The 23,504-nt window shown below is 59.2% G+C and carries 20 protein-coding genes; 14 read left to right on the forward strand and 6 right to left on the reverse strand.

Annotated elements, in window-relative coordinates; translation table 11 throughout:
• The first annotated feature begins 5 nt into the window (after positions 1-5).
• The 5 genes from LJD29_RS19250 to LJD29_RS19270 all read left to right on the forward strand — a co-directional run bounded on the left by LJD29_RS19250 (position 6) and on the right by LJD29_RS19270 (position 4,881).
• Positions 6-1,259: an aspartate aminotransferase family protein gene (locus tag LJD29_RS19250; protein ID WP_446743196.1), complete on the forward strand. Its 1,254-nt coding sequence runs from the start codon at positions 6-8 to the stop codon at positions 1,257-1,259.
• A complete protein-coding gene (gene argF / locus LJD29_RS19255) occupies positions 1,252-2,259 on the forward strand; it encodes an ornithine carbamoyltransferase (RefSeq protein ID WP_446743197.1) in 1,008 nt (335 codons plus the stop codon). Before LJD29_RS19250 ends, argF begins: the two co-directional genes overlap by 8 nt.
• Positions 2,260-2,366: 107 nt before the next feature.
• Positions 2,367-3,794: an argininosuccinate lyase gene (gene argH / locus LJD29_RS19260; protein WP_446745909.1), complete on the forward strand. Its 1,428-nt coding sequence runs from the start codon at positions 2,367-2,369 to the stop codon at positions 3,792-3,794.
• Complete coding sequence (locus LJD29_RS19265; protein WP_446743198.1) at positions 3,781-4,302, forward strand: GNAT family N-acetyltransferase; 522 nt, start codon at positions 3,781-3,783, stop codon at positions 4,300-4,302. Before argH ends, LJD29_RS19265 begins: the two co-directional genes overlap by 14 nt.
• A gap of 30 nt (positions 4,303-4,332) precedes the next feature.
• A complete protein-coding gene (locus LJD29_RS19270; RefSeq protein WP_446743199.1) occupies positions 4,333-4,881 on the forward strand; it encodes a hypothetical protein in 549 nt (182 codons plus the stop codon).
• Positions 4,882-4,947: 66 nt separating this feature from the next.
• On the opposite strand, the gene LJD29_RS19275 is transcribed toward LJD29_RS19270, so the two are convergent.
• Positions 4,948-7,065: a thioredoxin domain-containing protein gene (locus tag LJD29_RS19275; protein ID WP_446743200.1), complete on the reverse strand. Its 2,118-nt coding sequence runs from the start codon at positions 7,063-7,065 to the stop codon at positions 4,948-4,950.
• Between the two features lie 36 nt (positions 7,066-7,101).
• Positions 7,102-8,172 (reverse strand): M20/M25/M40 family metallo-hydrolase, encoded by a 1,071-nt coding sequence (locus LJD29_RS19280; protein WP_446743201.1) that lies wholly within the window; start codon positions 8,170-8,172, stop codon positions 7,102-7,104.
• A gap of 123 nt (positions 8,173-8,295) precedes the next feature.
• Between LJD29_RS19280 and LJD29_RS19285 the strand changes: the two genes are divergently transcribed.
• From LJD29_RS19285 to LJD29_RS19310, 6 genes are all read left to right on the forward strand, one after another.
• Entirely contained in the window at positions 8,296-8,754 is a 459-nt protein-coding gene (locus tag LJD29_RS19285) for an SRPBCC family protein (RefSeq protein ID WP_446743202.1), read from the forward strand.
• Complete coding sequence (locus LJD29_RS19290; protein ID WP_446743203.1) at positions 8,735-9,073, forward strand: ArsR/SmtB family transcription factor; 339 nt, start codon at positions 8,735-8,737, stop codon at positions 9,071-9,073. The genes LJD29_RS19285 and LJD29_RS19290 overlap by 20 nt, the downstream gene beginning before the upstream one ends.
• A 178-nt stretch (positions 9,074-9,251) precedes the next feature.
• Complete coding sequence (locus LJD29_RS19295) at positions 9,252-10,112, forward strand: hypothetical protein (RefSeq protein ID WP_446743204.1); 861 nt, start codon at positions 9,252-9,254, stop codon at positions 10,110-10,112.
• Between the two features lie 8 nt (positions 10,113-10,120).
• Complete coding sequence (locus LJD29_RS19300) at positions 10,121-10,471, forward strand: hypothetical protein (protein ID WP_446743205.1); 351 nt, start codon at positions 10,121-10,123, stop codon at positions 10,469-10,471.
• A 121-nt stretch (positions 10,472-10,592) separates the two neighbouring features.
• Complete coding sequence (locus tag LJD29_RS19305) at positions 10,593-11,255, forward strand: alpha/beta hydrolase (protein WP_446743206.1); 663 nt, start codon at positions 10,593-10,595, stop codon at positions 11,253-11,255.
• Positions 11,252-12,616 carry a glycerate kinase type-2 family protein gene (locus LJD29_RS19310; RefSeq protein WP_446743207.1) on the forward strand — a complete coding sequence of 455 codons (1,365 nt, stop codon included), beginning with the start codon at positions 11,252-11,254 and terminating at the stop codon, positions 12,614-12,616. The genes LJD29_RS19305 and LJD29_RS19310 overlap by 4 nt, the downstream gene beginning before the upstream one ends.
• Before the next feature lie 172 nt (positions 12,617-12,788).
• Here the strand turns inward: LJD29_RS19310 and carB are convergent, their stop codons facing one another.
• From carB to LJD29_RS19330, 4 genes are all read right to left on the reverse strand, one after another.
• Positions 12,789-16,091, reverse strand: coding sequence for a carbamoyl-phosphate synthase large subunit (carB, locus tag LJD29_RS19315; protein ID WP_446743208.1), 3,303 nt, complete (start codon positions 16,089-16,091; stop codon positions 12,789-12,791).
• A 145-nt stretch (positions 16,092-16,236) separates the two neighbouring features.
• On the reverse strand, positions 16,237-17,364 hold the full coding sequence (carA, locus tag LJD29_RS19320) for a glutamine-hydrolyzing carbamoyl-phosphate synthase small subunit (protein WP_446743209.1): 1,128 nt from the start codon (positions 17,362-17,364) through the stop codon (positions 16,237-16,239).
• A 98-nt stretch (positions 17,365-17,462) separates the two neighbouring features.
• Complete coding sequence (locus tag LJD29_RS19325; RefSeq protein ID WP_446743210.1) at positions 17,463-18,491, reverse strand: arabinofuranosidase catalytic domain-containing protein; 1,029 nt, start codon at positions 18,489-18,491, stop codon at positions 17,463-17,465.
• A gap of 129 nt (positions 18,492-18,620) precedes the next feature.
• The gene (locus LJD29_RS19330; RefSeq protein WP_446743211.1) at positions 18,621-20,783 is read right to left on the reverse strand and encodes a TolC family protein; all 2,163 of its coding nucleotides are present in this window, start codon (positions 20,781-20,783) and stop codon (positions 18,621-18,623) included.
• Positions 20,784-21,070: 287 nt separating this feature from the next.
• Here LJD29_RS19330 and truA point away from each other — a divergent pair, with 287 nt between their 5' ends.
• The 3 genes from truA (at position 21,071) to LJD29_RS19345 (ending at position 23,499) form a co-directional block, all read left to right on the forward strand.
• Positions 21,071-21,886, forward strand: coding sequence for a tRNA pseudouridine(38-40) synthase TruA (gene truA / locus LJD29_RS19335; protein WP_446743212.1), 816 nt, complete (start codon positions 21,071-21,073; stop codon positions 21,884-21,886).
• 20 nt (positions 21,887-21,906) lie between these two features.
• Positions 21,907-22,473, forward strand: a complete 567-nt coding sequence (locus tag LJD29_RS19340) for a TetR/AcrR family transcriptional regulator (protein ID WP_446743213.1) — start codon at positions 21,907-21,909, stop codon at positions 22,471-22,473.
• A gap of 156 nt (positions 22,474-22,629) precedes the next feature.
• On the forward strand, positions 22,630-23,499 hold the full coding sequence (locus tag LJD29_RS19345) for an SDR family oxidoreductase (RefSeq protein WP_446743214.1): 870 nt from the start codon (positions 22,630-22,632) through the stop codon (positions 23,497-23,499).
• Positions 23,500-23,504 lie beyond the last annotated feature (5 nt).

A 23,504-nucleotide genomic window follows, 5' to 3' on the forward strand; every position in this document is an offset into this window, starting at 1 on the left:
TCACGATGAACTTAGAGGAAATTAAAGCGGTCGAAAAGAAGCATTTGCTGCAGACATACGAGCGCAATCCCATTCGCTTCGTTGCGGGCGACGGAGTGTATCTGGTCGACGAAAACGGCGAGCGTTATCTCGACCTGCTCAGCGGCATCGGCGTGAATGCGCTTGGTTATGCGCATCCGGTGATCGAGAAGACGATTGCGGAGCAGAGCAGGCAGCTCATCCATACCTCGAACCTCTTCTATCACGAGGGTCAGGCTGAACTGGCCGTTCGTTTGACGAAGATGAGTGGCATGGATCGCGCGTTCTTCTGCAACAGCGGCACCGAAGCGTGGGAAGCCGCGCTGAAGATTGCCCGCGCTTACGCTGGCGTGCTGCGTGGTGAAGGCAAGACCATCGGCACGAAGTTTCTTGCGTTGGAGCAGAGCTTTCATGGGCGCACCATCGGCTCGGTCTCGACGACCTATAAAGATAAGTATCGCGAGCCCTTCGCCCCAGTCATGCCTGATGTTGAGTTCGTGAAATTCAACGATATCGAAGACCTGAGGGCAAAGTTTTCGACCGATGTATGCGCGATCCTGGTCGAGCCGATCCAGGGCGAGGGCGGCATTCGTCCGGTGTCGCAGTCGTTCCTTGAGGCTGCGCGCGAGCTAACGCATTCCACCGGAGCACTGCTTATCTGCGATGAGATCCAGGCCGGCCTGGGCCGCACCGGGCAGTGGTTCTCTTACCAGCATTACAACATCCAGCCGGATGTGACCACGCTGGCGAAACCGCTTGCCGGCGGATTACCTCTTGGTACGATGCTTTGCACCAACGAGGTCGCACGTGCGATGCACCCGGGCATGCACGGCACGACCTTCGGTGGCGGTCCGCTGGCCTGTGCGGTAGCAGTAGCCGTGATCGACACGATCGAGCGCGAGCGGCTGCTGGAACATGTAACCGAAATCGGCACATATTTCCAGGAGAAGCTTGACGAGCTTCGCGCAAAGCATCCGGCGATAGTGATCGTTCGCGGTAAGGGACTCATGCTCGCGGTGGAAATCGATTCAGCCGATCTGGCAAAGCAGATCGCAGGCGAAATGCTGGCAAAACGCATCATCATCAATCGCACCAGCGAGACGGTGTTGCGGTTCCTGCCGCCTTACATTCTGGGCAAGAGCGAAGTCGACCTCGCCATCGCTGCCCTTGACGAAGTTCTTACCGATCTTGCGCCCGAGGCCATTGGCGCAGCGACCACTGGAGGGAATCACATTGGCTAGCAACACTTACACATGGAATGACGCAGCGACAGGGACACTTCCCTCCCCTGCCGAGTCACTCGCCGGCCGCGATCTCTGTTCGATCGCCGACTTCTCGACCGCCGAAATTGCTGCCACGCTTAAGCTCGCGCATGACGTGAAGCAGAGCCCTCAGGACTATCGCTGGGCGCTCGACGCCAAGCAGATGGTCATGTTCTTCGAGAAGGCCTCGCTGCGCACACGCCTGACCTTCGAGACGGCTATCAACACGCTTGGCGGTTCGGCCATCTTCGTCGACCAGACGCAGTCCCCGCTCGGCGAACGCGAGTCACTGGCCGACATGTCGCGCAACCTGGAGCGCTGGGTAAATGTAATCGTGCTGCGTACGTATGCGCACGAGACCATCACCGAGATGGCCTCTTACGCTGCCTGCCCGGTCATCAACGCGCTGAGTGATCTTGAGCATCCCTGCCAGGCGCTGGCCGACTTCCTGACCGTAGAGCAGAAGTTCGGCACGGCCAAGGGACTGCACTTCAGCTACGTTGGCGACGGCAACAATGTCTGCCATTCGCTGATGCTGACCGCCGCGCAGCTTGGCGCGCACATGGTTGTGGGCTCGCCCAAGAACTATGCGCCCAAGGCCGACATCATCGCGCAGGCTCGCGCTATCGCCAACCACACCGGCGGCAGCATCGAGATCGTCAGCGATCCGGTTGCGGCCGTCGAAGGCGCGGACGCGGTCTACACCGACGTCTGCACCAGCATGGGCATGGAGCACGAAGTGACCAAGCGCGCTCCGATCTTCAAGCCCTACCAGGTAAACGAGCAGCTGATGGCGCATGCTGCCTCGCACGCAATCTTCATGCACTGCCTGCCTGCGCATCGCAATGCCGAAGTCACCGATGCCGTTCTGGATGGTCCGCAATCCGCGGTCTTCGAGCAGGCCGAGAACCGCATGCATGCGCAAAAAGCGCTGCTGCTTCTCCTGCTCGGCGGCTCAAAGCAGGCCGCCAGTAAGTAAACTCTCAATCCGAGGTGCGTAGTCAAAATGCACCATACTGTAGGTATTGATCTCGCGGGCGGGGCTGTTGTCTCGCCCGGCGATGTGAAAGAGGAAGTTCTGTGAAGATGTGGTCCGGCCGCTTTCGCGAGCCACTTGATACAACCTTCGATCACTGGCAGCGTTCCTTTCGCTTCGACCAGGCGCTCGTCAGGCAGGAAGCCGCCGCAAGCAAGGCGCATGCCCGCGCGCTGAATGCCGCGCAGATTCTGACCGACGCCGAATTTGTAACTATCACGGACGCACTCGACGGTATCACCGCCCGGTTTGCCCAACTCGGGGCTGCAGAATCGATCGAAGCTGACGCCGAAGATATTCACCACTTCGTCGAGATGAAGCTGGTGGAAGCAATCGGCGACCTCGGTCTCAAGCTGCACACCGGCCGCAGCCGCAATGAGCAGATTGCCACAGACCTGCGCCTCTACATTCGCGACACCATCGCGATCCTGCAGGGCCACATGGCTGCATGGGCTGGAGCGTTAGTCGAACAGGCAAAGGCAGCGGGCGAAGCCGTCATGCCGTCGTATACGCACCTGCAGCGCGCTGAGCCTGTGCTGGTCGCGCATTGGCTGCTTGCTTATGTTGAGATGATTCTGCGCGATGCATCGCGTCTTGAAGATTGTGCTCGCCGCCTGAACTATTGCCCGCTCGGATCAGGGCCTATCGCCGGCGCAACGCTCGCGCTCGACCGCAGTATCGCCTCGCAGGAGCTGGGTTTTCTCGCACCTACGTCCAACAGCATGGACGCGACCAGCGACCGCGACTTTGTTCTCGAATACCTGCAGGCGTTGACGATGGTCGGCATCCACGCGAGCCGCTTCTCCGAAGAGATGACTCTCTTCGCCACGGCGGAGTTCGGTTTTGTCGATCTCCCTGAAGCGTTTTCGACGGGATCAAGCGCGATGCCACAGAAGAAAAACCCCGACCTGACGGAGCTCATTCGTGCCAAAGTCGGCCGCCTCAACGGCGCCGCGCAAACCGTCACCCTGTTGCTCAAAGGGTTGCCGCTTGCCTACAACAAGGACATGCAGGAGACGCAGGAGCCTACCTTCGAAGCATCGCGTACCGCGCTCATCATGGTGGAACTGCTGGCGAAGTTCTCGCGCGCTGTGAATTTTCGCCAGGAGCGCATGCGTGCAGCCTGCGAAACCGGATACATGAACGCAATGGCGGCGGCAACATACCTGGTCTACAAGGGAGTTCCCTTCCGCAAAGCGCATGAAAAGATCGGCAACGCAGTTCGTTACTGCCTTGAAAAAGGATGCGAGCTTGGCGATCTTTCACTCGACGAGCTGAAGGAGTTCGGGCCCGAATTCGACCAGGACTTCTACGCTGCGGTTACTCTCGAAGCGACCCTCGATTGTCATGACGTGATCGGTGGAACCGCTCGCACCCGCGTTCATGAAGCGCTGGCTGCGGCTGACGAGCGAGTGAAGAAGCTGGCCAACCTGAACGGCAAGGTTCAGGTTGCGGAGGCCGTCCATGCTGGTGCGTAAGGCACGGTTACAGGATGCGACGAACATCTATGAATTGGTTAACAGTCTCTCTCACGATGGCACGCTGCTGAAGCGTGCCTTTGCGGAGATATGCGAGAACGTGCGCGACTTCACCATTGCCGAGAGTGATAGCGGTGTCTTTCTCGGCTGCGGCGCGCTGCATCTTTATGGGCCGCACCTCGCCGAGGTACGTTCCATCGTCGTCAAACCGGAGGCCAAGGGCCATGGTGTTGGCGGCAAGCTGCTCTTCTCGCTAATTGATGAAGCCGAGCAACACGGAGTAGGCTGTGTCTGCCTGTTCACACGCATTCCTGACTTCTTCTTCCGTTATGGATTTCGCGAAGTGGAAGAGCGCGCCGCGCTGCCGGACAAGATTTTTAAAGACTGCCAGAACTGCCCTCGCCTTTATCGCTGCGATGAAGTGGCGATGGCTCGCGGACAGTTGCCGAAGGTTTCGATTCTCGGTCCGCGTATCGAAGCAGAGCACCTGGTGAAGCTCGGTGCATAAAGCGCAAGAGGGTTTACAAAGAGGAGATCTATGCATCTGACAGGCGCATGGATCCTGCTTATCTTCGCCGCGATTATCGCAGGGCTGATGCTCTTCCTGCTGCACCTGACGAAGCTCGGGGTATTGCTTCACGACAATCTGCCGGATCGTCCCCGCCGCAGGATGTTTCTCGCATCGGTGAGCTTCTTCATTACCTTTCTAGGCGTGCGTCTGCTGGTGATGTCGATCACGCATCATATAGGCCCGTTTGGCTGGGTCGAGATCGGCGGACGCCACATCCATCATCTCGTCTGGGGCATCCTCATCCTGCTGGGCATCGGCTATGTCGAGCTTGCAGAATGGGACCAGGGCGTGACTCCTATCGCGCTGTTCACCAGCCGCCTCGTATCCGTTCTTTACGGAGTCGGCGCCGCGCTTACACTGGACGAATTTGCCCTCTGGCTTAATCTCGAGAATGTGTACTGGTCACCACAGGGCCGCGAAAGCATCGACGCGGTGGTGCTCTTCGGAGCGTTGCTGTCGGCCAGCACCTGGGGTGCTCCGCTGTTACGATCCATCTTCCGCAGACGCAGCCAATGAGTGACGCGGTCAGTACTTGTAACAACAACTGACCGCTTTTCCGCTAACGCTTCTTCGTTGCCCTCATCACAGCCACGCGTTTACCGACTCCAGCAGCTTCTCTGGATCGCTCGTTGGCGGCAGGCAACTTGTTCCCTTGCAAACCACGGCGAACGGTTTACCCGCAGCCAACTCAGGCAGATGCGGCAACGTCTCGGCCAGCACCGGCGGCAGATTCTCAGCGGTTACCTGATCGGGACGCAGCACCAGTACCTGCTTGTTGACTGCGTAACGGGCGGTCGCCATCACGGCTAGACGGCGCGCTTCCATGCCTTCGCCGATTACGGCCACCTGGATGGGCGGAAGCAACAAAAGTTCCAGCGCGAGGCCATACATACCTGCGTACAGACCGAAGTGCTCGACCACTCCCGCAAAGCTCTCCAGGGTGTCCTCTGCCTTCTCACGGAAATCTGCACGCCCGCTCATTCCTTCGAGACGCAGCAGCGCTGCGGCAGCCGATGAGTTCCCTGCCGGGGTGGGTGAATCCTGCAAAGGTTTGCGTCGTGCCGAGAGCACGCCCAGCTGAGGCTCATCACTTTGCTCGGTATCGAAAAAGGCCCCACCCGTCGCGTCGTAGAAACGTGAGACCATGCGATCCGCGATCGCCATCGCCGTTTCATAGTAGCGGCGGTTTGCCGTCGCTTCCCATGCATCGACAAGCGCGTGCAGGAGGAAGGCATAGTCATCGAGCACTCCGGCGATATAACGCTTATCCTGCCCTTCTTCCGAATATGAGATCACATGCGCGAGCCCGCGCTCAGTGTCCCAGCCTTCATCAAGAATGCGGTCGAGCGTCTTCAGCGCGAAGGCACGTGGTTCGCCGAGTTCCAGCACACGTGCAGCATGCAGATAAGCGGAGATCGCCAGGGCGTTCCACGAGGTATAAATCGTCTTATCAATAAACGGAGTAGGCCGCTGCGTACGGGCTGTGAAAAGCTTTAGCCTGGACGACTCGAGCAGTGCGCTGGCTATCTCGACCGCAACACCTGCCTTCTGCGCCGCTTCCTCAATCGTATGCTTGCGATGCAGCACGTTCTTCTTTGGATTATGGTGCATGTCGCCGAGCTCGCCGATGTCGTAGTAGTGCTCGGCTAGAGCAAGCTCATCAGCCGTCAGCACTGCAGCAGCTTCATCGCGCGTCCAGGTGAAGTAATCGCCATCGTCATCGAGCGAGAGATCGGCGTCCTGCGATGCGTAGAAGCCGCCGCGTTCGCGGTCGGTCATTGTCTCATCGAGCCAGCGCATGATGTCTTTGGCAACACGAGCCGAATCCGCATCGACGAACGACTCGAAGGCATGCACGTAGTTGCCGAGCAGGCCCGCGTTGTCGTAAAGCATCTTCTCGAAGTGCGGCACCACCCAGCGCTCATCGACCGAATAACGATGGAAGCCACCGGCAAGCTGATCGTAGATACCGCCTCGCGACATCTGCTCCAGCGTTACCATCGCTGCCGTGCGCGCAGCTTCACTGCCTGTGCGTCCGGCTACGTCGATCAAGAGATCGACCGCCGCAGGGTGAGGAAACTTCGGCTGCGAGCCGAAGCCGCCGTGATGCGGATCGAATTGCCGCACCGCCGATTCCACCAGCTTATCGATGATGCCCAGCGAGAGCGAACCGGAGCGGCCCGCGAAGGTCTCGCCATGCTCGATGGCGCTTACGATGCTTCCCGCCGATTCGAGAGCCTCCGCACGGCGAGTCTTCCAGACATCGGCCATGGTCAGAAGCACGCGCTCAAAGCCCGGCCGCCCGTAGCGATCTTCTCGTGGGAAGTACGTTCCGCCGAAGTAGGGCCGGCCGTCGGGAGTAAGAATGGCGGTCAGCGGCCATCCTGCCTGCCCGCTGATAGCCGACACTGCCGCCTGGTAGCGGCTGTCGACGTCAGGACGCTCGTCGCGATCCACCTTCACCGCAACGAAGTGCTCGTTGATCACCTTCGCGAGCGATGGGTCTTCATAGCTCTCGCGATCCATCACGTGGCACCAGTGGCACCACACCGCGCCTATGTCGAGCAGCACAGGCTTGTCCTCTGCGGTCGCGCGCGCAAAAGCCTCCTCGCCCCACTCATGCCAGTGGATGGGCTGATGCATGGCTGTACGCAGATACGAAGAGGCGGCGCGGTCGAGAAAATTCCTGGATTCAGACATACCAAGGCAAGTTTACTGCCTTGCGCGAATCGCTGCTTACACCGGTTCGTTCAACAGGCGCTGCGCAACTTCGACATATAGATCGATAGCTTCGAAGAGTTCCTTCTTGGCGAGCTTTTCATACGGAGTGTGCGCGACATGAATTGTTCCCGGCCCAAGCAGTACCGGCTCACCCCAGTTCGAAAGCCAGGGCACATCGGTGGTAAAAGCAACCGGCTCGGCAGGCAGGCCTTCGAGCGTACGCAGCCGCTGGAATGGAATATCAAGCACGTAATCGGTTTCAGCCAGACCGGCACAGGCTTCATCGACCGATTTACGAATTTCATCCGAAGGCCCGACGAGGCGGATCAACACCTGGGCCGAGGCATGATCGGCGATCACATTCGGAGCACGGCCACCTTCGATCGTCCCGATGTTCAGTGTGCTGGGACCGACATCTTCAGTCACAGGCAATTCGATTTCGAGCAGGCGATCGAGAGCCTTCACCAGCTTTACCGTAGCGCTCTCTCCGAGATGCGGATACGCCGAGTGCGCCATCTTTCCCTTAGCTTTTACGTCGACACGCAATGCGCCCTTCGAAGCGATGGCGATGCGGTTCTCGGTGGGTTCACCGTTGATGAGAAAGCGGCTCTTCCTGGCATGCTGATTCGCCACCTTCGCGCCTGCCGAGTCGCGCTCTTCGCCCGAGACGAACAACAGTCCGATCTTCAGGCCCTCGGCCCGAAGGCGCTCCGCGGCTGCAACCTGGGCGGCAATGATGCCTTTCGCATCGCAGGCGCCGCGGCCATGGATAAACTCTTCATCTTCGCTTGAAGGGATGAACGGAGGAACCGTGTCCATGTGCGTCGAGAAGACGAGGTCCGGAGTCTCGCCCTTTGTCCCCGCATAGATGTTGAAGCGCTCGGCGGTTGAGACGCTGCCCTTCGGCTGTTCCACCGCCATCATCTCCACGTCAAAGCCCCGCCCGCGCAAGAACTCATCGAGGTAACGGCCTACCGCGCCCTCGTTGTAGGTCGTCGACTCGATATCCATCAGGCTGCGCGTGAACTTCACGGTTTCAAGTTGGCTAAGCGGAGCGACTCCGGGGCTGGGCACGTTCGTCTTCATAGCCTCAGCATACCCGAGGCGTTCAGGGCAACGCACGTTGGCGGCAAGAAAAGAAGGCCATGAGCAACGATTTGGTTGCTTATCAACGAGCGGCCGCGCTAATATGCAACCGAAAGGTTACCTATGAGCGAAGATACGATTCAACGGAAAATCCTGCTGAAGGCGCCCATCTCCCGCGTGTGGCGCGCTGTGAGCGACCACCATGAGTTCGGCGAATGGTTTCGCGTGAAGATCGATGCTCCCTTTGCAGCCGGCAAGCCTGCCACAGGCTACATTACTTATCCGGGCTACGAGCACCTGCGCTGGCAGGTGTTGATTCAGAAGGTCGAGCCGGAACACACACTCTCCTTCACCTGGCATCCCTATGCCATCAATCCGGAACAGGACTACAGCGCCGAAACGCCGACCCTGGTCGAGTTTCACCTGGAGGCGATCGATGCCGGCAATACCCTGCTCACGGTGACAGAATCCGGCTTTGCAAACATTCCCGAGGGCCGCCGGCTGGAGGCCTTCCGCATGAACAGCCAGGGATGGAGCGTGCAAATGGAAAACATTGAGGCCTATGTCGGCACGCAGCGCTAGTTCGCGACGGCGTTCGCTCGCTCCCGCATTCGCAGCACTGGGTGACGACACGCGGCTCGCGCTGCTGGCAAGGCTCAGCGCCGGGCGTCCGCTGTCGATCGCGCAACTTACGGAGGGCTCGCAACTCACCCGGCAGGCGATCACCAAGCATCTGCGCGTGCTGGAAAGGGCGCGTATGGCGCGGTCGGTCGCTTCAGGGCGCGAACGCCTGTTTGAGCTTGATTTGCGGCCGGTCCACGACATGCAGGACTACCTGAATGCAGTGGGAAGGCAATGGGACCAGGCGCTGCTTCGCCTCAAGTCTTTTGTCGAAAAGTAACCGTTCGGAGCCAGGTCAAGTTCTTTCAGATTGACTTTCACAGCGCGTCGTTATGTCATACGTCCTGCGAGGTTTGATGACTCCCTGGGGTGTCCGAAAAAAAACGGCAACCGCGGCATTCCTGCTCGCCTGCAGCCTGCTTGGCGGTTGCTCCCTGTCACCTTTGGCAAAACATACGGTGGCGTTCTCGAAAGCGACTGACCTTGTTACCGGGGGCTCCGAGGATGCGTACCGTAAGGCGATTGCACTGCGCCATGAAGAGCAGGTTGCCGCAGCGGTCTATGCGTACGACAAAGATCCCCACTGGAGTCCGTATCAGGATTTCGATCCCCTGCTGAGCTCCGAGCAGCTCGAAGCGCGCGTCAAAATCCTCGACGGATTGAAGACGTACGCGGATACGCTGGTAAAGCTGACGAACCGAAAAGATCCTTCCAAGGACCTGACTTCTGCCGCTGAGGCAGCCGGAACTAACCTTCAGGGGCTGAACAAGACATTAGCGACCGATCTGGCGACCTCGATTCCCAACGCGCCGGTAATGAGCGACTCGGTCGCCCACGGTGTAAGCACCGCGGTGCTGGCGCTCGGCGACTACCTTATCAACCGCAAGACGCGGCGATCTCTGCGTGAAGTGACCCAGCAGATGAATCCGCATGTCGAAACGCTCTGCAGCCTGTTGTCGAGCGATGTCACAGTCCTGCGCCGCCAGGCCGATGTCGATTACCAGGCGCTGGTGATTGACCAGGATCAGTTCATCCGCCACTCCAAGCTCAGCGCCGTCGAACATCGCGATGAGGTCGGCAAGCTGATCGTAATCACAGAAGACCAGAAGGCCAACGACGAGCTGCTGGCAAAGCTGGATAAAGCCGTAAAGGCTCTCGCCACGGCTCACCAGTCGCTTACCGATGCCGCTGCCACGAAAGACACAGAAACATTGAAGCAGAAGATTGCCGATCTCGAAACCGCGGGACAGGAATTGGGCAGCTTTTACAGCTCGCTTTCCGCGAAGGCCAAAACTCCCACGACAGCAACCGCCAATTGAGGACAGCCATGCCGCCCAGAAAAGCACTCGCCGCGACGCAGCCAGCCGATGCCGCCGCCTCCTATCAAAAGCTTTACGACGCGCTGGGCCGCGCCTATTGGGATGCCTCGAATGTCGATGACAAGGACACGATTCACGGCGCGATGGAGGCAATCGGAAAGATCATAACTGCCTACGACAAGCAGGATCTGGCGAATAATACCGATCTCTTCATACAGCTCACGCCCACCATCAAGGCCATTAACGCGAAGCTGAAGGCGATCCAGGCTGAAATCGACCGGATCACCAAGAACATCAGCACTGCGGCCGATGTCGTTTCCACTATCAATAAGGCACTTTCGCTTTTTCCAGGGCTCTAGAGGGCGATTTTTACGAGGCAGAGCAACGCGGGATAGCTGTTTCCGGACGACTTATCCTCACGCTTTCTCTGCATCTGCTTCCCGGTTTCCTTAGAATGGTAAAAAGCGAGAATCCAAAATAGTGCAGCTTTCCCTGAAAACCATCGATGATCTGCGCGGACCTGCGGGCCGCCTGGAAGCACTGCTGAACACCGGCGCAGCCGATGCGCCCTTCGCCGTGCTCGTCTGTCATCCGCATCCGCTTGGCGGCGGAACCATGCACAACAAGGTCGTTTATCACACCATGAAGGCCTTTCAATCGCTTGGCCTGCCTGTACTACGATTCAATTTTCGAGGAACAGGCCTGAGCGAAGGCGCATACGATCACGCACGCGGCGAGCAGGAAGATACCCGCGCGGCACTCGACTGGCTCGAGCGCGAGTACGGATTGCCCATGCTTCTCGCGGGCTTTTCCTTCGGATCTTATGTGGGCCTGCGCGTGGCTTGTACGGACGATCGAGTAAAGGCAGTCGTGGGACTTGGCCTGCCTGTACATGCCGAAGGCCGCGATTATCGTTACGAATTCCTCGCCGAGTGCCACAAGCCAAAGCTCTTCATCAGCGGCACGCAGGACCAGTACGGGCCGAAAGCAATGGTCGAAGCCGAGGTGCAACAGGCCGCGCCGCCCACACAAATGGTGTGGATCGAAGGCGCGGAACATTTCTTCGTAGGGCGGCTCGACGAGGTTCGCGATGCCATCACTCACTGGTGCCGGGCGAATGTTCTCGCGCAGGTGGCGCAGTGACCACGGCACTCGATCAATTGCACGCTGATGCGAATGCAATCTTCTCGCAGGCGCTGGCTGCGTGCGACATTGCCCCGGCCTTCGATCGCCATATCCGTTTCGATGGCAAGACCATGCTGCGCCAGGCATCGCCTGTTCTGAAGCCGGTCGTGACGCCGCTGGACGAATACAAACGCGTGCTGATCATCTCCTTCGGGCTTGCCGGGCTTTCCATGATGGAAGCCCTGCTGGAACGGCTGCCGAAGAAGATCTCGGTGCGCGGCGTCTGCTCGGCACCCGAGTTGCCCAAAAAACGAAACTGGCGCATCAAGTACTTTGAAGGCGGCCATCCCCTGCCCAATGAAGATTCCTTCAAGGCTGCGGCGGAAGCACTGCGCCTGCTGAAGAAGGCGCGCGAGAATACCTTTGTTTTCTTCCTCCTGAGCGGCGGCGGATCGGCGATGCTCGAACTGCCGCGCGACGAAAAGATTTCGCTCGACGACACCATCGCCTTTCACGAAACGCTGGTCTCTTCAGGCGCAACCGTCACCGAAATCAACACTGTTCGCAAATATTTCTCGGCAGTCAAAGGTGGGCGTCTCGCGCTCGCAGCGCCGCAGTCGCAGAAGCTGACGCTCCTGCTCGCGGATGTGCCATTGAAGGATCTTGGAGCTGTGGCCTCATCTCCGACGCTTCCCGACCAATCCTCGCCACAGCAGTGTGCTGAAATCCTCGAACGCTTTCACCTGCTTGAGAAATTTCCGCAGAGCGTCCGGGAATATTTCGACGCGCTCAATCTGCCGTCGAAGGTCGACACGACGCAGGATGCCTGCGCGCAGGAAGCTTTCGCCAAGTCACAGTTCGAGACACTGCTCTCCAATCATGATTTCGTGAATGCCGCGCGCGATCACGCCCAGAAGCTGGGGTATCGCGTAATCATCGACCAGGCTCCCGGGGTGAACGGCTACCAGGCTACAGCCATTTCGCTACTCACGCGTTTTCACGAGCTTCGCCAGGAACACCCGAAGCTCTGTCTGCTTTCAAGCGGCGAGCTCAAGCCGGATATGCCCGAAGAGCACGGATGCAGCGGAGGCAACCAGCAGTTCGCGCTGGCCTCTGCCTTCGAGCTGGCAAATTACCCGGAGGCGACGTTGGCAGTATTCAGCGCCAGCTCCGATGGAGTCGATGGCAACAGTCCCGCGGCCGGAGCCGTCGCTGATCCGACAACGATCGCTCGCGCACGCGCCTACGGCTTTGATCCGGAGACTGTGTTGACGCGCTTCGATGCATGCCCTATGTTCACAGCGCTTGGAGATGTGCTGGTGACGGGATCTACCGGAAAAGAGTTCGGAGATTTGCGGCTGCTGCTCGCACAACAATAGTCCGGGCAAATTCAACGCACATTGTGGTTGTCTTTCCGAACGCAGCGAGGGACCTGCATTTGGGAAGCCGGGCAAAACCACGACTCCAGATTTCTCATCGCGTTCGGAATAACAAATCAAATACAAAGGGCCAGCAACGGCTGGCCCTTTGTATTTGTATCGGTCGAACGAGCTATACCTTCGCAGCCTTGCGCGCCGCGTGCAGATACTGCAGCGGTGCGACGTTCGTCTCGTGCTGTTGCATCGCCTCGATGCCTTCAGCAGCTGCGCGCGCCGCGGCGATCGTGGTGATCGTAGGAATACGTGCCAGCACTGCTGCGCGGCGGATCGCCTTCTCATCGAAGAAGGTGTCCTGTCCGTGCGGTGTGTTCACGATCAGCTGGATGCGCTCGCCCTTGATGAAGTCGACCACGTTCGGGCGGCCTTCCTTCACCTTGTAGACACGTTCGACGATCATGCCCGCCTGCTCAAGCAGCTTGGCCGTGCCTTCGGTCGCAACCAGATGAAAGCCCAGCTCGACGTACTGCTTAGCCAGTTCGACCACCTGAGCCTTGTCGCGGTCGTTCACGCTGAAGAAGACCGTTCCCTTGAGCGGCAGGCTCTGCCCAGCGGAAAGCTGCGCCTTAGCGAAGGCTTCGCCGAAGTTATCGGCCACGCCCATTACCTCTCCCGTGGACTTCATCTCGGGGCCGAGCACCGTGTCTACGCCCTGGAACTTGTTCCAGGGGAAGACAGGCGACTTCACGTAGAAGTGCGAACCGGTTTCGAGGTCGCGTCCCGCTGCCACTTGCTCCGGCAGCAGCTCGCGCAGCGTCTTGCCCGTCATCAGGCGTGAGGCGATCTTCGCAAGCGGAATGCCTGTGGCCTTCGAGACGTAAGGCACCGTGCGCGAAGCGCGTGGGTTCACTTCGATCACGTAGACCTTGTCCGCCTGGCCGGGTTTGCGCTGAATGGCGAACTGCAGATTCACCAGTCCGACGACATTGAGTGCGAGTGCAAGCTTCTTCGTGTAGCTGCGAATCGTGTCCAGCGTCGCCGGTGCGATATCGACCGCGGGCAGCACGCACGAGGAATCGCCCGAGTGGATACCGGCTTCCTCGATGTGCTGCATGATGCCTGCGATGATGACATCCTTGGTATCGCAGAGGGCGTCGACGTCGACCTCAACCGCATCTTCGAGGAAGTGATCGATCAGGATCGGACGGTCGCTCGAATACTCGACCGCTTCCTTCATGTAACGCGAAACCGCTTCCTTGTCGTACGCGATGACCATGGCGCGGCCGCCGAGCACGTATGAGGGGCGCACCAGCACCGGGAATCCGATGCTCTCCGCGCCGGCCAGCGCTTCTTCCACGCTGGTCGCCATCACGCCTGGAGGTTGCGGGATATCCAGCTCTTCGAGCAGCTTGCCGAAGCGCTTGCGGTCTTCCGCCAGATCGATCGACTCAGGCGAGGTTCCGATGATCGGGACGCCGGCGGCCTTAAGGCGCAGCGCCAGGTTCAGCGGAGTCTGTCCGCCGAACTGCACGATCATGCCCATATCCGCGCCGCCTGCGGCTTCGTGGTCATAGACAGCAAGCACGTCTTCGAGCGTCAGCGGCTCGAAGTAGAGTCGGTCGCTGGTGTCGTAGTCGGTCGAGACGGTCTCAGGGTTGCAGTTCACCATGATCGTCTCGTAGCCATCTTCCTTCAATGCGAAGGCAGCGTGGCAGCAGCAGTAGTCGAACTCGATGCCCTGCCCGATGCGATTGGGTCCGCTGCCGAGAATGATGACCTTCTTCTTGTCGGTCGCAGGCGCTTCGTCCTCTTCATCGAAGGTCGAGTAGAGATACGGAGTGAAGCTCTCGAACTCGGCAGCGCAGGTATCGACGAGCTTGAAGACCGGCTTGATGCCCTTCTCCGTGCGCAGCTCGCGAACTTCGGCCACACCGGCATTGTTCGGCTTGCCCCACACCTCGGCAATGCGCTCGTCTGAGACACCCTGGCGCTTCGCCTTGCGCAACAGCTCTTCAGGAATCGAGGCTGCGTCGTGTTTCGCCACCTCGGCAATCGTATCCGTCACTTCCTTGATGTGATAGAGGAACCAAGGATCGATCGAGGTCATACGAGCCACTTCGCGCACGCTCATCCCCTGCTGGAAGGCATAGCGGATGTAGGTCATGCGCTCGGGCTGCGGCGTCACCAGGCGTTGCGTGAGGCGGCGCGGCTCGATGTTTTCCGAACCGACGCGCTTGCCGGTTTCGAGCGAACGCACGGCCTTCATGAAGGATTCCTTGAACGTGCGCCCAATGGCCATGGCCTCGCCCACCGACTTCATCTGCGGGCTCAGCGTCTCGTCGGCGCCGGCGAATTTCTCGAACTGCCACTTCGGATACTTCGTGACAACGTAATCGATGGTGGGCTCGAAGCAGGCCGGCGTCATCTTCGTGATGTCGTTCGGAATTTCGTCGAGCGTGTAGCCGACAGCGAGGCGTGCGGCGATCTTCGCGATCGGGAAGCCGGTCGCCTTCGACGCCAGGGCTGAGGAGCGCGATACGCGCGGGTTCATCTCGATGATGGTCATGCGCCCGGTTCCCGGATGCACGGCGAACTGCACGTTCGACCCGCCGGTCTCGACACCGATCTCGCGGATGACGGCAATCGCAGCATTGCGCATCGCCTGGTACTCGCGATCGGTGAGCGTCTGCGCCGGAGCCACGGTGATCGAATCACCGGTATGTACACCCATCGGGTCGATGTTTTCGATCGAGCAGATGATGATGACGTTGTCGGCGAGGTCGCGCATGACCTCGAGCTCGTATTCCTTCCAGCCAAGCACCGACTCTTCCAGCAGGCACTCATGAACCGGCGAGAGATCGAGGCCGCGAGAGAGAATCTCCATCAGCTCTTCACGGTTGTAAGCGATGCCGCCGCCCGAGCCGCCCAGGGTGAACGAAGGACGGATGATGACCGGGAAGCCGATCTTGCTGGAAAAATCCGTGCCGTCGCGCAGGTTGTTCACCAGTGCCGAACGCGGCACATCGAGGCCGATGCGCGTCATCGCGTCCTTGAAGAGCAGGCGGTCTTCCGCCTTCTTGATCGCATCGAGCTTCGCGCCGATCAGCTCCACGTTGTACTTGTCGAGAATGCCGGAGTCTGAAAGGTCGACAGCAAGATTCAGCGCAGTCTGTCCGCCAACGGTGGGCAGCAGGGCAAACTTGCCGTTGCGTCCTTCCTTCTTCAGCATCTCGGTCTCGATGCGAATGATCTCTTCGACATACTGCGGTGTCAGCGGCTCAACATAGGTGCGGTCGGCCAGGTCCGGATCGGTCATGATGGTGGCCGGGTTCGAGTTCACCAGCACCACCTCATATCCTTCCTGCTTCAGCGCCTTGCACGCCTGTGTGCCCGAGTAGTCGAACTCCGCCGACTGACCGATCACGATCGGCCCCGAGCCGATCACGAGAATCTTTGTAATGTCATTTCTGCGTGGCATCTTAAATTCCGTTCCTTCTTCATTCCATTACGCATCGCAGCGTTAAGGGCTTGGCGTGCCATCGAAAGGCAGGGATAAGCAGTGTCATCCCTACATCAGCCCTCTGAAAAAAGAGGCTCTTCACAGAGCCTCCTAAATAACTTTCCTACTTCTTCCACTCGTCCATCATCTTGCGGAAGTCCTTGAATAGGTAGTTCGAGTCATGCGGCCCCGGACTTGCTTCCGGGTGGTACTGCACGCTCAGCAGCGGCATGCTACGGTGGCGCAGGCCTTCCAGCGTCTGGTCGTTCAGGTTGATGTGCGTCAGGTCGACGTCATTTCCGTTCAGCGAGTCTGGATCGACGGCGTAGTTATGGTTCTGCGAGGTGATCTCCACCTTGCCCGTCGAAAGCTGCTTCACCGGATGGTTGCCGCCGTGGTGGCCGAACTTGAGCTTGTAGGTCTTGCCGCCCAGCGCGAGGCCGATCAGCTGATGCCCGAGGCAGATTCCAAACAAGGGAGCCTTGCCGGCGATCTTACGGATATTCTCCTGCGCGTAGTTCAACGGCTCCGGATCACCGGGCCCGTTCGACAGGAAGACACCGTCCGGATTCAGCGCCAGGACATCTTCAGCAGCCGTCTCGGCGGGAACCACCGTCACACGGCAGTTTTCGCGTGCAAGCATGCTCAGGATGTTCTTCTTGATGCCGTAGTCATAAGCAACCACGTGCAGCTTCGAAGCTGGATCGCCCGTCGCCGGAGCATCCGGGCGCAGCGGATCGCTGGCGTCGTCCCACTCGTAGCGGCCCTTGGTCGAGACGACCTTCGCGAGGTCAGTACCGTCGACTTTAGGAATCGAACGGGCCTTCTCGACGAGTTTGGCTACGTCGGTCTCGATCGACGAAATTACGCCGCGCATCACACCGTGTTCGCGCAGGTGACGCACGAGAGCGCGGGTATCGATGTCGGAGATGACAGGAACCTGGAAGCGCTCGAGATACTCGTCAGCAACCTGCTGCGAGCGCCAGTTGGATGAAATGGGAGAAAATTCGCGGGTTACCAGCCCTTCAATATAAGGCCGGTTTGCTTCGTTGTCGGCGAGATTCGTGCCGTAATTGCCAATCTGAGGATTGGTAAGGACAACAATCTGTCCTGCGTAGGATGGATCGGTGAAAATTTCCTGATAGCCGGTTAACGAAGTGTTAAAAACAACTTCACCGTAACATTCGCCTTTGGCACCGTGGCCTTCCCCGCGGAAGATGCGCCCGTCTTCGAGCGCAAGGATCGCCTGCATCGCTTCTCCAAGGAGTGGATTCAATAGATTCTATCAAGTTTGGAGAGCCTCGAACACAGGCGTCCGGTAAAAAATGCCGACAAGCCAGATTCAGACGTTCAGGGCTTGAGCTTCCCGTCGTATCGCGCGGCAACGATGTTGTGCTGCACCGCTTCCATGGCCTGTTTCGCGGGCATCCCGCTGGTCATCACGCCTTCAAAAAAATACCCTTTTGCCCAGTTGCTGTTGTCGCCGCCGATACCGAGGATGATGGCCCCCTCCTGCTGCATCGGCTGATATCCCTTGGGTAGCGGGATGATTCCCGTGCTTGTGAGTCCGCCCGACCGGGCATCTCCCTGGTAGATGGCGAAGGAATGCTGCCCGTCGCTTGCTCCCATGTCCGTCACGAAAGCCGTATTCGCTGGGACCTTAAGGTGCCCGTAAATGCCATCCTCCATGTCCAGCCCGGCATCGGGGCTGCACGGCTCGTTGTGACACATGATGTTGATGGCGTCCATGTGGCCGGCCTTGTTGTCGAGATTGTTGGTCTCCGCATTGCCGAAATCGAAGCAGCACTTGCCGTTCAGATTAAAAGCCGAGGTCACCATGTAGACGCCTTCGGGCTGGCCGTTCGTTGCTGTTCCCTTCGGGCTATCGTTGCGGTAACCGATTCCTGGCGTAACGGCAATGCCATAGACCTTATGCCCCGCCACGGTCGCGGGAAGCGCGCCTGCATCCGCAGGTATGTCAAAGCCGTCCGGCCTCGGTCCTCGCGACGCTCCCCCCGGAGGCGCTGGCGTCAGGTCGTTGTGGTTCGGCGACTGGTCATACAGCTTTGTTATTTTGCAGGCGGTGTTTGCGCAGAAAGAGTCCTGCGCTGCCGCGTCCGCGTAGCCATCCGGAAGCAGCCCGATGTCAAGGTGTTTCGTATCCGATTCGCGTGTTACCTGGTACAGCGGGCCGAGGTATCCACTGTAAAGGGCGCGGGTGGTGCTGATGGCCGCGACACACGGCGTCGAGGGCGCGAGAATGTCACATGGCCGCTTTGAAAGCTTCTCGGCGGACGCGGTGCCGGCCGGAACCAATGCGAGGAGAAAAACGGTAAGCGACAGGATCTTTCTGAACATTGCAAGAGAGTTACGCTGCATGGGTCATCCCGCTCCTTAAGTGATTGGTTTCCCGTTATAGGCCAAGAGTTGGTCCGTTCGATAAACGATCGAGACCTGCGGGGAGTTTTCGCAAAGAAAAAGGCGCTTCCTGAGAAGCGCCTTTGAGGTTTACTGAGGCCGCTGGGTCAGCGGAGGCTGCGCCGGCGGCGGTTCCGCATGCGGATTTGGGTTCGCTTCCTGGTTCTGCAGGTTCTGCTGCTGCCCTGGAACCGTCACTTCCTGCCCCGGCTTCGCAGCTTCGAGCCCCGGAATCACCGGCGCCTGCTTCACGTTGCCACTCACTGCATCGGCAATCGAGATGTTGTAGCGGTCCAGCGTGCTTGCCAGAATCTGCGAAAGCGAAGCGCGATCGATTGCATACTTCGCTGTCGCGGAGATCACGCTGTTCTCCGCCGTGGCCAGCGTACGCTGTTGCTGCAGTACGTTCGCAGTTGTCGAAGCACCAAGGTGCAGCTTCTTCAACTCCGACTCGAGGCTCTGCCGGTCGTAGTCGCGCGTCGCCATCGCCGATTGCACCGAGGCGCGATCGTTGGTCAGCGCAAACTGCGCGTTCACGACATTCATGCGTGTCTGTACGTAGAGTTGCTGCAGACGCATCTGGGCCTGCCGGTACTCCAGCACCGACCGCGCCTGCTCGGCCTGCGCGGTGCGATTGCGCAGCGGAATGTTTACCTGCACGCCTACGCCCTTGTTCGGGCTGCTGCTGTCGAAGAGGTTCTGGAAGGCATTACCGTAATTGATCGATGGATAAGTGCCCGGAGCGCAGCCTGAGCTGGTAAAGAAATCGACGCAGTTCGGGCTCTGTGCCCCGCCTAATGCCGAAGCTCCATAGAAGGCGTAGGCGTCGACCGTTGGCAGCATGCCGTTCTTCACACCCTTCAGCGTGATCTCGTCATTCTTCAGGTTGAGAATCGCCTGCTCAATCGATGGGCTGTTGGCGTCGGCCAGACGAACCAGATCGTCAGCAGATTCGCGTTCCTCCGGTGTCTCCACCAGGCTTACGCGGTCGGTTGGAATCACCGGCGCATTCGCGATCGCAGGGTCTTCGAGTGTGCGCGCAATTGCCTGCTTCATCACCAGCTGCTGGTATTCGAGATTGCTCTGCGAGGTGATCAGGCCCTGCTTATCTGTCTCTACCTGGCTGTTCGCATTCACAACGTCCAGCGGAGCCAGCGTACCGATCTCGAGCGACTTCTTGTCATCCTCAAGCAGACGGGTAGATTGCTCCAGTGCCCGCTGGCGCGACTGCAGATCTTCATACGCGCTGACGAGGCCCCAGTAGATGTTCTCCACCTGGTTGATGGTATAGAGCAGCTGCGAACGAAAAGCGGAGTCCGCGATGCGGCGATTGTTTTTCGCCTGGACGATGAAGCGTCCGTTCACACCCCATCCAAAGCCCTGCAGCAGGTGTTGCGTGACCTGGGCGTTAAATGTCGTCTGCAGCGCGGGACTATAGGTATTGAAGGCGCTGTTCGATGTCGTGTAGCTGTTGTTGAACGTAACGTTCAACGCGGTGCCGCTAATAAAGCCCTGGTTATAGGCGAAGTTATAGGTATTCGTGTTCTGGTTCAGCTCGCTGGTGCCATAAAACAGCGGATTCAGCTCGGCCGTGTTCTGGCGCTGCAGCTGGACCGTTCCCGAGAGCACCGGATCCATGTTTTCCGGTACTGGGCCGCCGCCGTTCGTGGTCAGTGCGAGGCCGCCATTGCCCGTACCCGCACCGCCCGAGGCGACACTCGTGCCTCCAGGACCGCCGCCGCCGGTCACCGTGGTGCCGGTGCTGCCGATCGTGCCTGTAACCAGTCCGCTATTTACGCCCAGCAGACCTGCGCCGGCGTGAGCCCGCAGAATTTCGGTGTCAGCGATGTTCAGATTGAAACGCTGAATCGCGATATCGAAGTTGTTCTCGAGCGCCAGCATGATCGCGTCGCTGAGGCTCAGGTAGATCTTGCCGTTCTTCAGCAGGTCAGGCAGGCGCGGCGAATTCAGAAAGCTCGCCGGAGGCGCCGTGATCGGCCGGTAGGGGGCTATCGGATTCGGCCAGTAGCCTCGGGCCTTCGTATAGTCTTCAGGCCCCGGACGCATGAAAAGTGGCTGCGTGTAGTTCGGGGCGGGTGCAGGAGGCAGCCCCTGCGAAACCGTCTGTTGCGGCGGCGCCTGAAACGCATAACCCGGGACCGAACCCGCCAGTGCGCAGCTTACGACCGCTATTGCCTTCAATTTTGTAAAGATGCTCGAACCGTGGGAGTTGCGGTTGCCAGACAAAACCATTCGACCTCTCCAAAAACATGCGACCGGCCCGTGCGTGCGCCGCCGTAGCGGTTCCGCCCTGCCGATTTCTTTCGCTGTCATTTATAAACCGGGCCAAATTGCCCCATCGCGCCGGAAACACTCCGGCTTCTATGCGATACGAGGACAGACCCTGCTTCGTTCCGGTCTCTGTGGGTCGGCTTTCCGTACACATCCTGAAGCCGGGACCGGGAAGACCTGAGTATATCGCAGCCATCTGATGATCGAACGCGACCAAAAGACCCAGAAGTTATTGCAGAATAAAGACGATGCCTGCAGAAAACGGTAACAACTGGAAGCTGACCCTGGCCTACGATGGCTCGGATTTCCATGGATGGCAGATTCAGCCTGCACACACCACCATACAAGGAGAACTGGCCGCTGCAGTGGAACGTGTGACGGGTGAACGCATTCTGCCACAAGGCAGCGGACGCACCGACACCGGAGTTCACGCCAGAAGACAGGTTGCATCCTGCCACCTGAGAGCTCCCATTCCTCCCGAAAACCTGCAGCGCGCCCTCAATCGCACTCTTCCGGCGACCATTCGGATTCTGGCCGCCGAGCACGCTCCCGGGGATTTTCATGCCCGCCACAGCGTCGTCGCAAAAACCTACGAATACCGGATCTGGCTGGGTACCGAACACGGCGAAGGGCTCTGCCCACCCTGGCTCACCCGTTACGTCCACGCCGTGACCTGGCACCTCGATCTGGGCAGGATGCAGCAGGCCGCGAAAGAAGTCCTAGGGGAACACGATTTCACTTCGTTCGCCGCCAGCGACCCTGATCTCGCCGCCAGGCAGGCAGAAAACCCCGACCCGGACGCCAAGCGAGGTAATATCCGCACCATCTTTTCGTCGGAATTTCTTCCCCCCACCGCGGCCGATCCCCGGCTGCTGCTCTATCGCGTACGCGGCAACGGATTTCTCCACCACATGGTGCGCAATCTTGTGGGAACTTTCATCGACGCAGGCCGCGGACAGATCGCGTCGGATTACGTGAAGCACATCCTGGATCGCAGGGCCCGCTCCGCTGCCGGGCCAACCGCACCTGCCTCCGGTCTCTTCCTCGACAGCGTCGAATACTGAGCCGCTATACTCACTCTCTGATGGCACGCGCGCGCAGCCCCGAAAAAAGAACAGCCATCCTCGAGGCCGCAATCGAGGAGATCGCCACATCTGGCCTTGGCGCAGCCACGGCAAAGATCGCCTCACGGGCAGGCATCGCTTCAGGAACCCTGTTCACCTACTTCCCTACCAAGGACGATCTTCTCAACGAGCTCTACCTCTACCTGAAGCTTCAGGTTTACGCCCGGCTCAACGCAGGCTTTCCTCCGAAGGCGAGCCTCGAGCGCCGCGCATGGCATATCTGGTCGAGCTACCTCAACTGGAGCATCGAGTATCCGAAGCACCGGAACGTCTCGACGCAGCTGCACGTCTCCAACATCGTGACGCCTGAAACCAACCGCAAGGTCGCGCAGCAAAGCACTGTAATTGCCCGCACCATGGAAGAAGTCGCGGCACTCAAGGGCATGAAGGAGCTGCCAGGGGAGTTTGCCTCCGCGCTCATGTCTTCACTGCAGGAAGCCGCCATGGATACCATCGCTCTCCACCCGAAGCAGCGTGACGAGATCTCACGGCAGGCATTCAAGGCGTATTGGAGAGCGGTCAGATAGCCTGTTGCCGTGCCGGGGCGATAAGCCTGTCCCTCCGGGATTGCAATTCCGGCTGGGACAATTGCGGGCGATCTAAGACAGTAAATAAATGAGCAACCGCTCACTCATTATTGAATCCTATTCACAAGGCCGCTTACGGCCCGAAAGGACTCACTCATGGCAAAAGTCTGGCTCATCACCGGCAGCGGAAACGGACTAGGCAGGGATATCGCTGAGGCAGCGCTGGCTGCGGGCGACAATGTCGTTGCGGGTGCACGCCGCCCCGAAGAACTCGCTCCCCTCGTCGAGCAGTACAGGGAAAGAATCACTCCCGTGACGCTCGAAGTCCGCGACGAAGCTCAAGCGCAAGCGGCGGTGAAGACAGCTGTCGACACCTACGGGCGTCTCGACGTGCTCGTCAATAACGCGGGCTATGGACTCTTCTCCCCCTTCGAACAGATCGATACGGAAGATTTTAAAGCCGTTGTCGACACCTGCCTGTATGGCGTCGTCTACACCACCCGCGCCGCTCTTCCTGTTATGCGCAGGCAGAAGAGCGGACAGATCTTCCAGGTCTCCTCCATCGGCGGACGTATGGCCATCGCCGGGAACAGCCCTTATCACGCCGCCAAGTGGGCGGTAGGCGGATTCAGCGACACTGTCGCGCAGGAAGTATCCTCCTTTGGAGTGAAGGTCTGCACGCTTGAGCCGGGCGGGATTCGCACTAATTGGGCCCGTCGCGCCCGTGGCAATCCGCCTGAGCTATTACCGGAGTATGAAGCATCGGTAAAGCCGGTTCTCGATTTGCTTGCGATGGTCGATGGCAAAGCTGAAGGCGACCCGCGCCGCATTGCCGGCCTCATCGTGCAACTGTCATCACGCGACGATCTTCCGCTGCGCCTGATCCTTGGACGCGATGCCGTAAAGCGCGTCGAGATCGTAGAAGAGGCACGCACTGCGGAAGCCGCCAAATGGAAAGACGCTACGCTCTCCACCGTCTTCCCCGATGCGGAAACGATTCCCGGGCTGATCGGGTCGTCCAGGTAGCTCCG

The sequence above is a fragment of the Silvibacterium acidisoli genome (genome assembly GCA_022870745.1).
Classification (GTDB): Bacteria; Acidobacteriota; Terriglobia; order Terriglobales; family Acidobacteriaceae; genus Silvibacterium.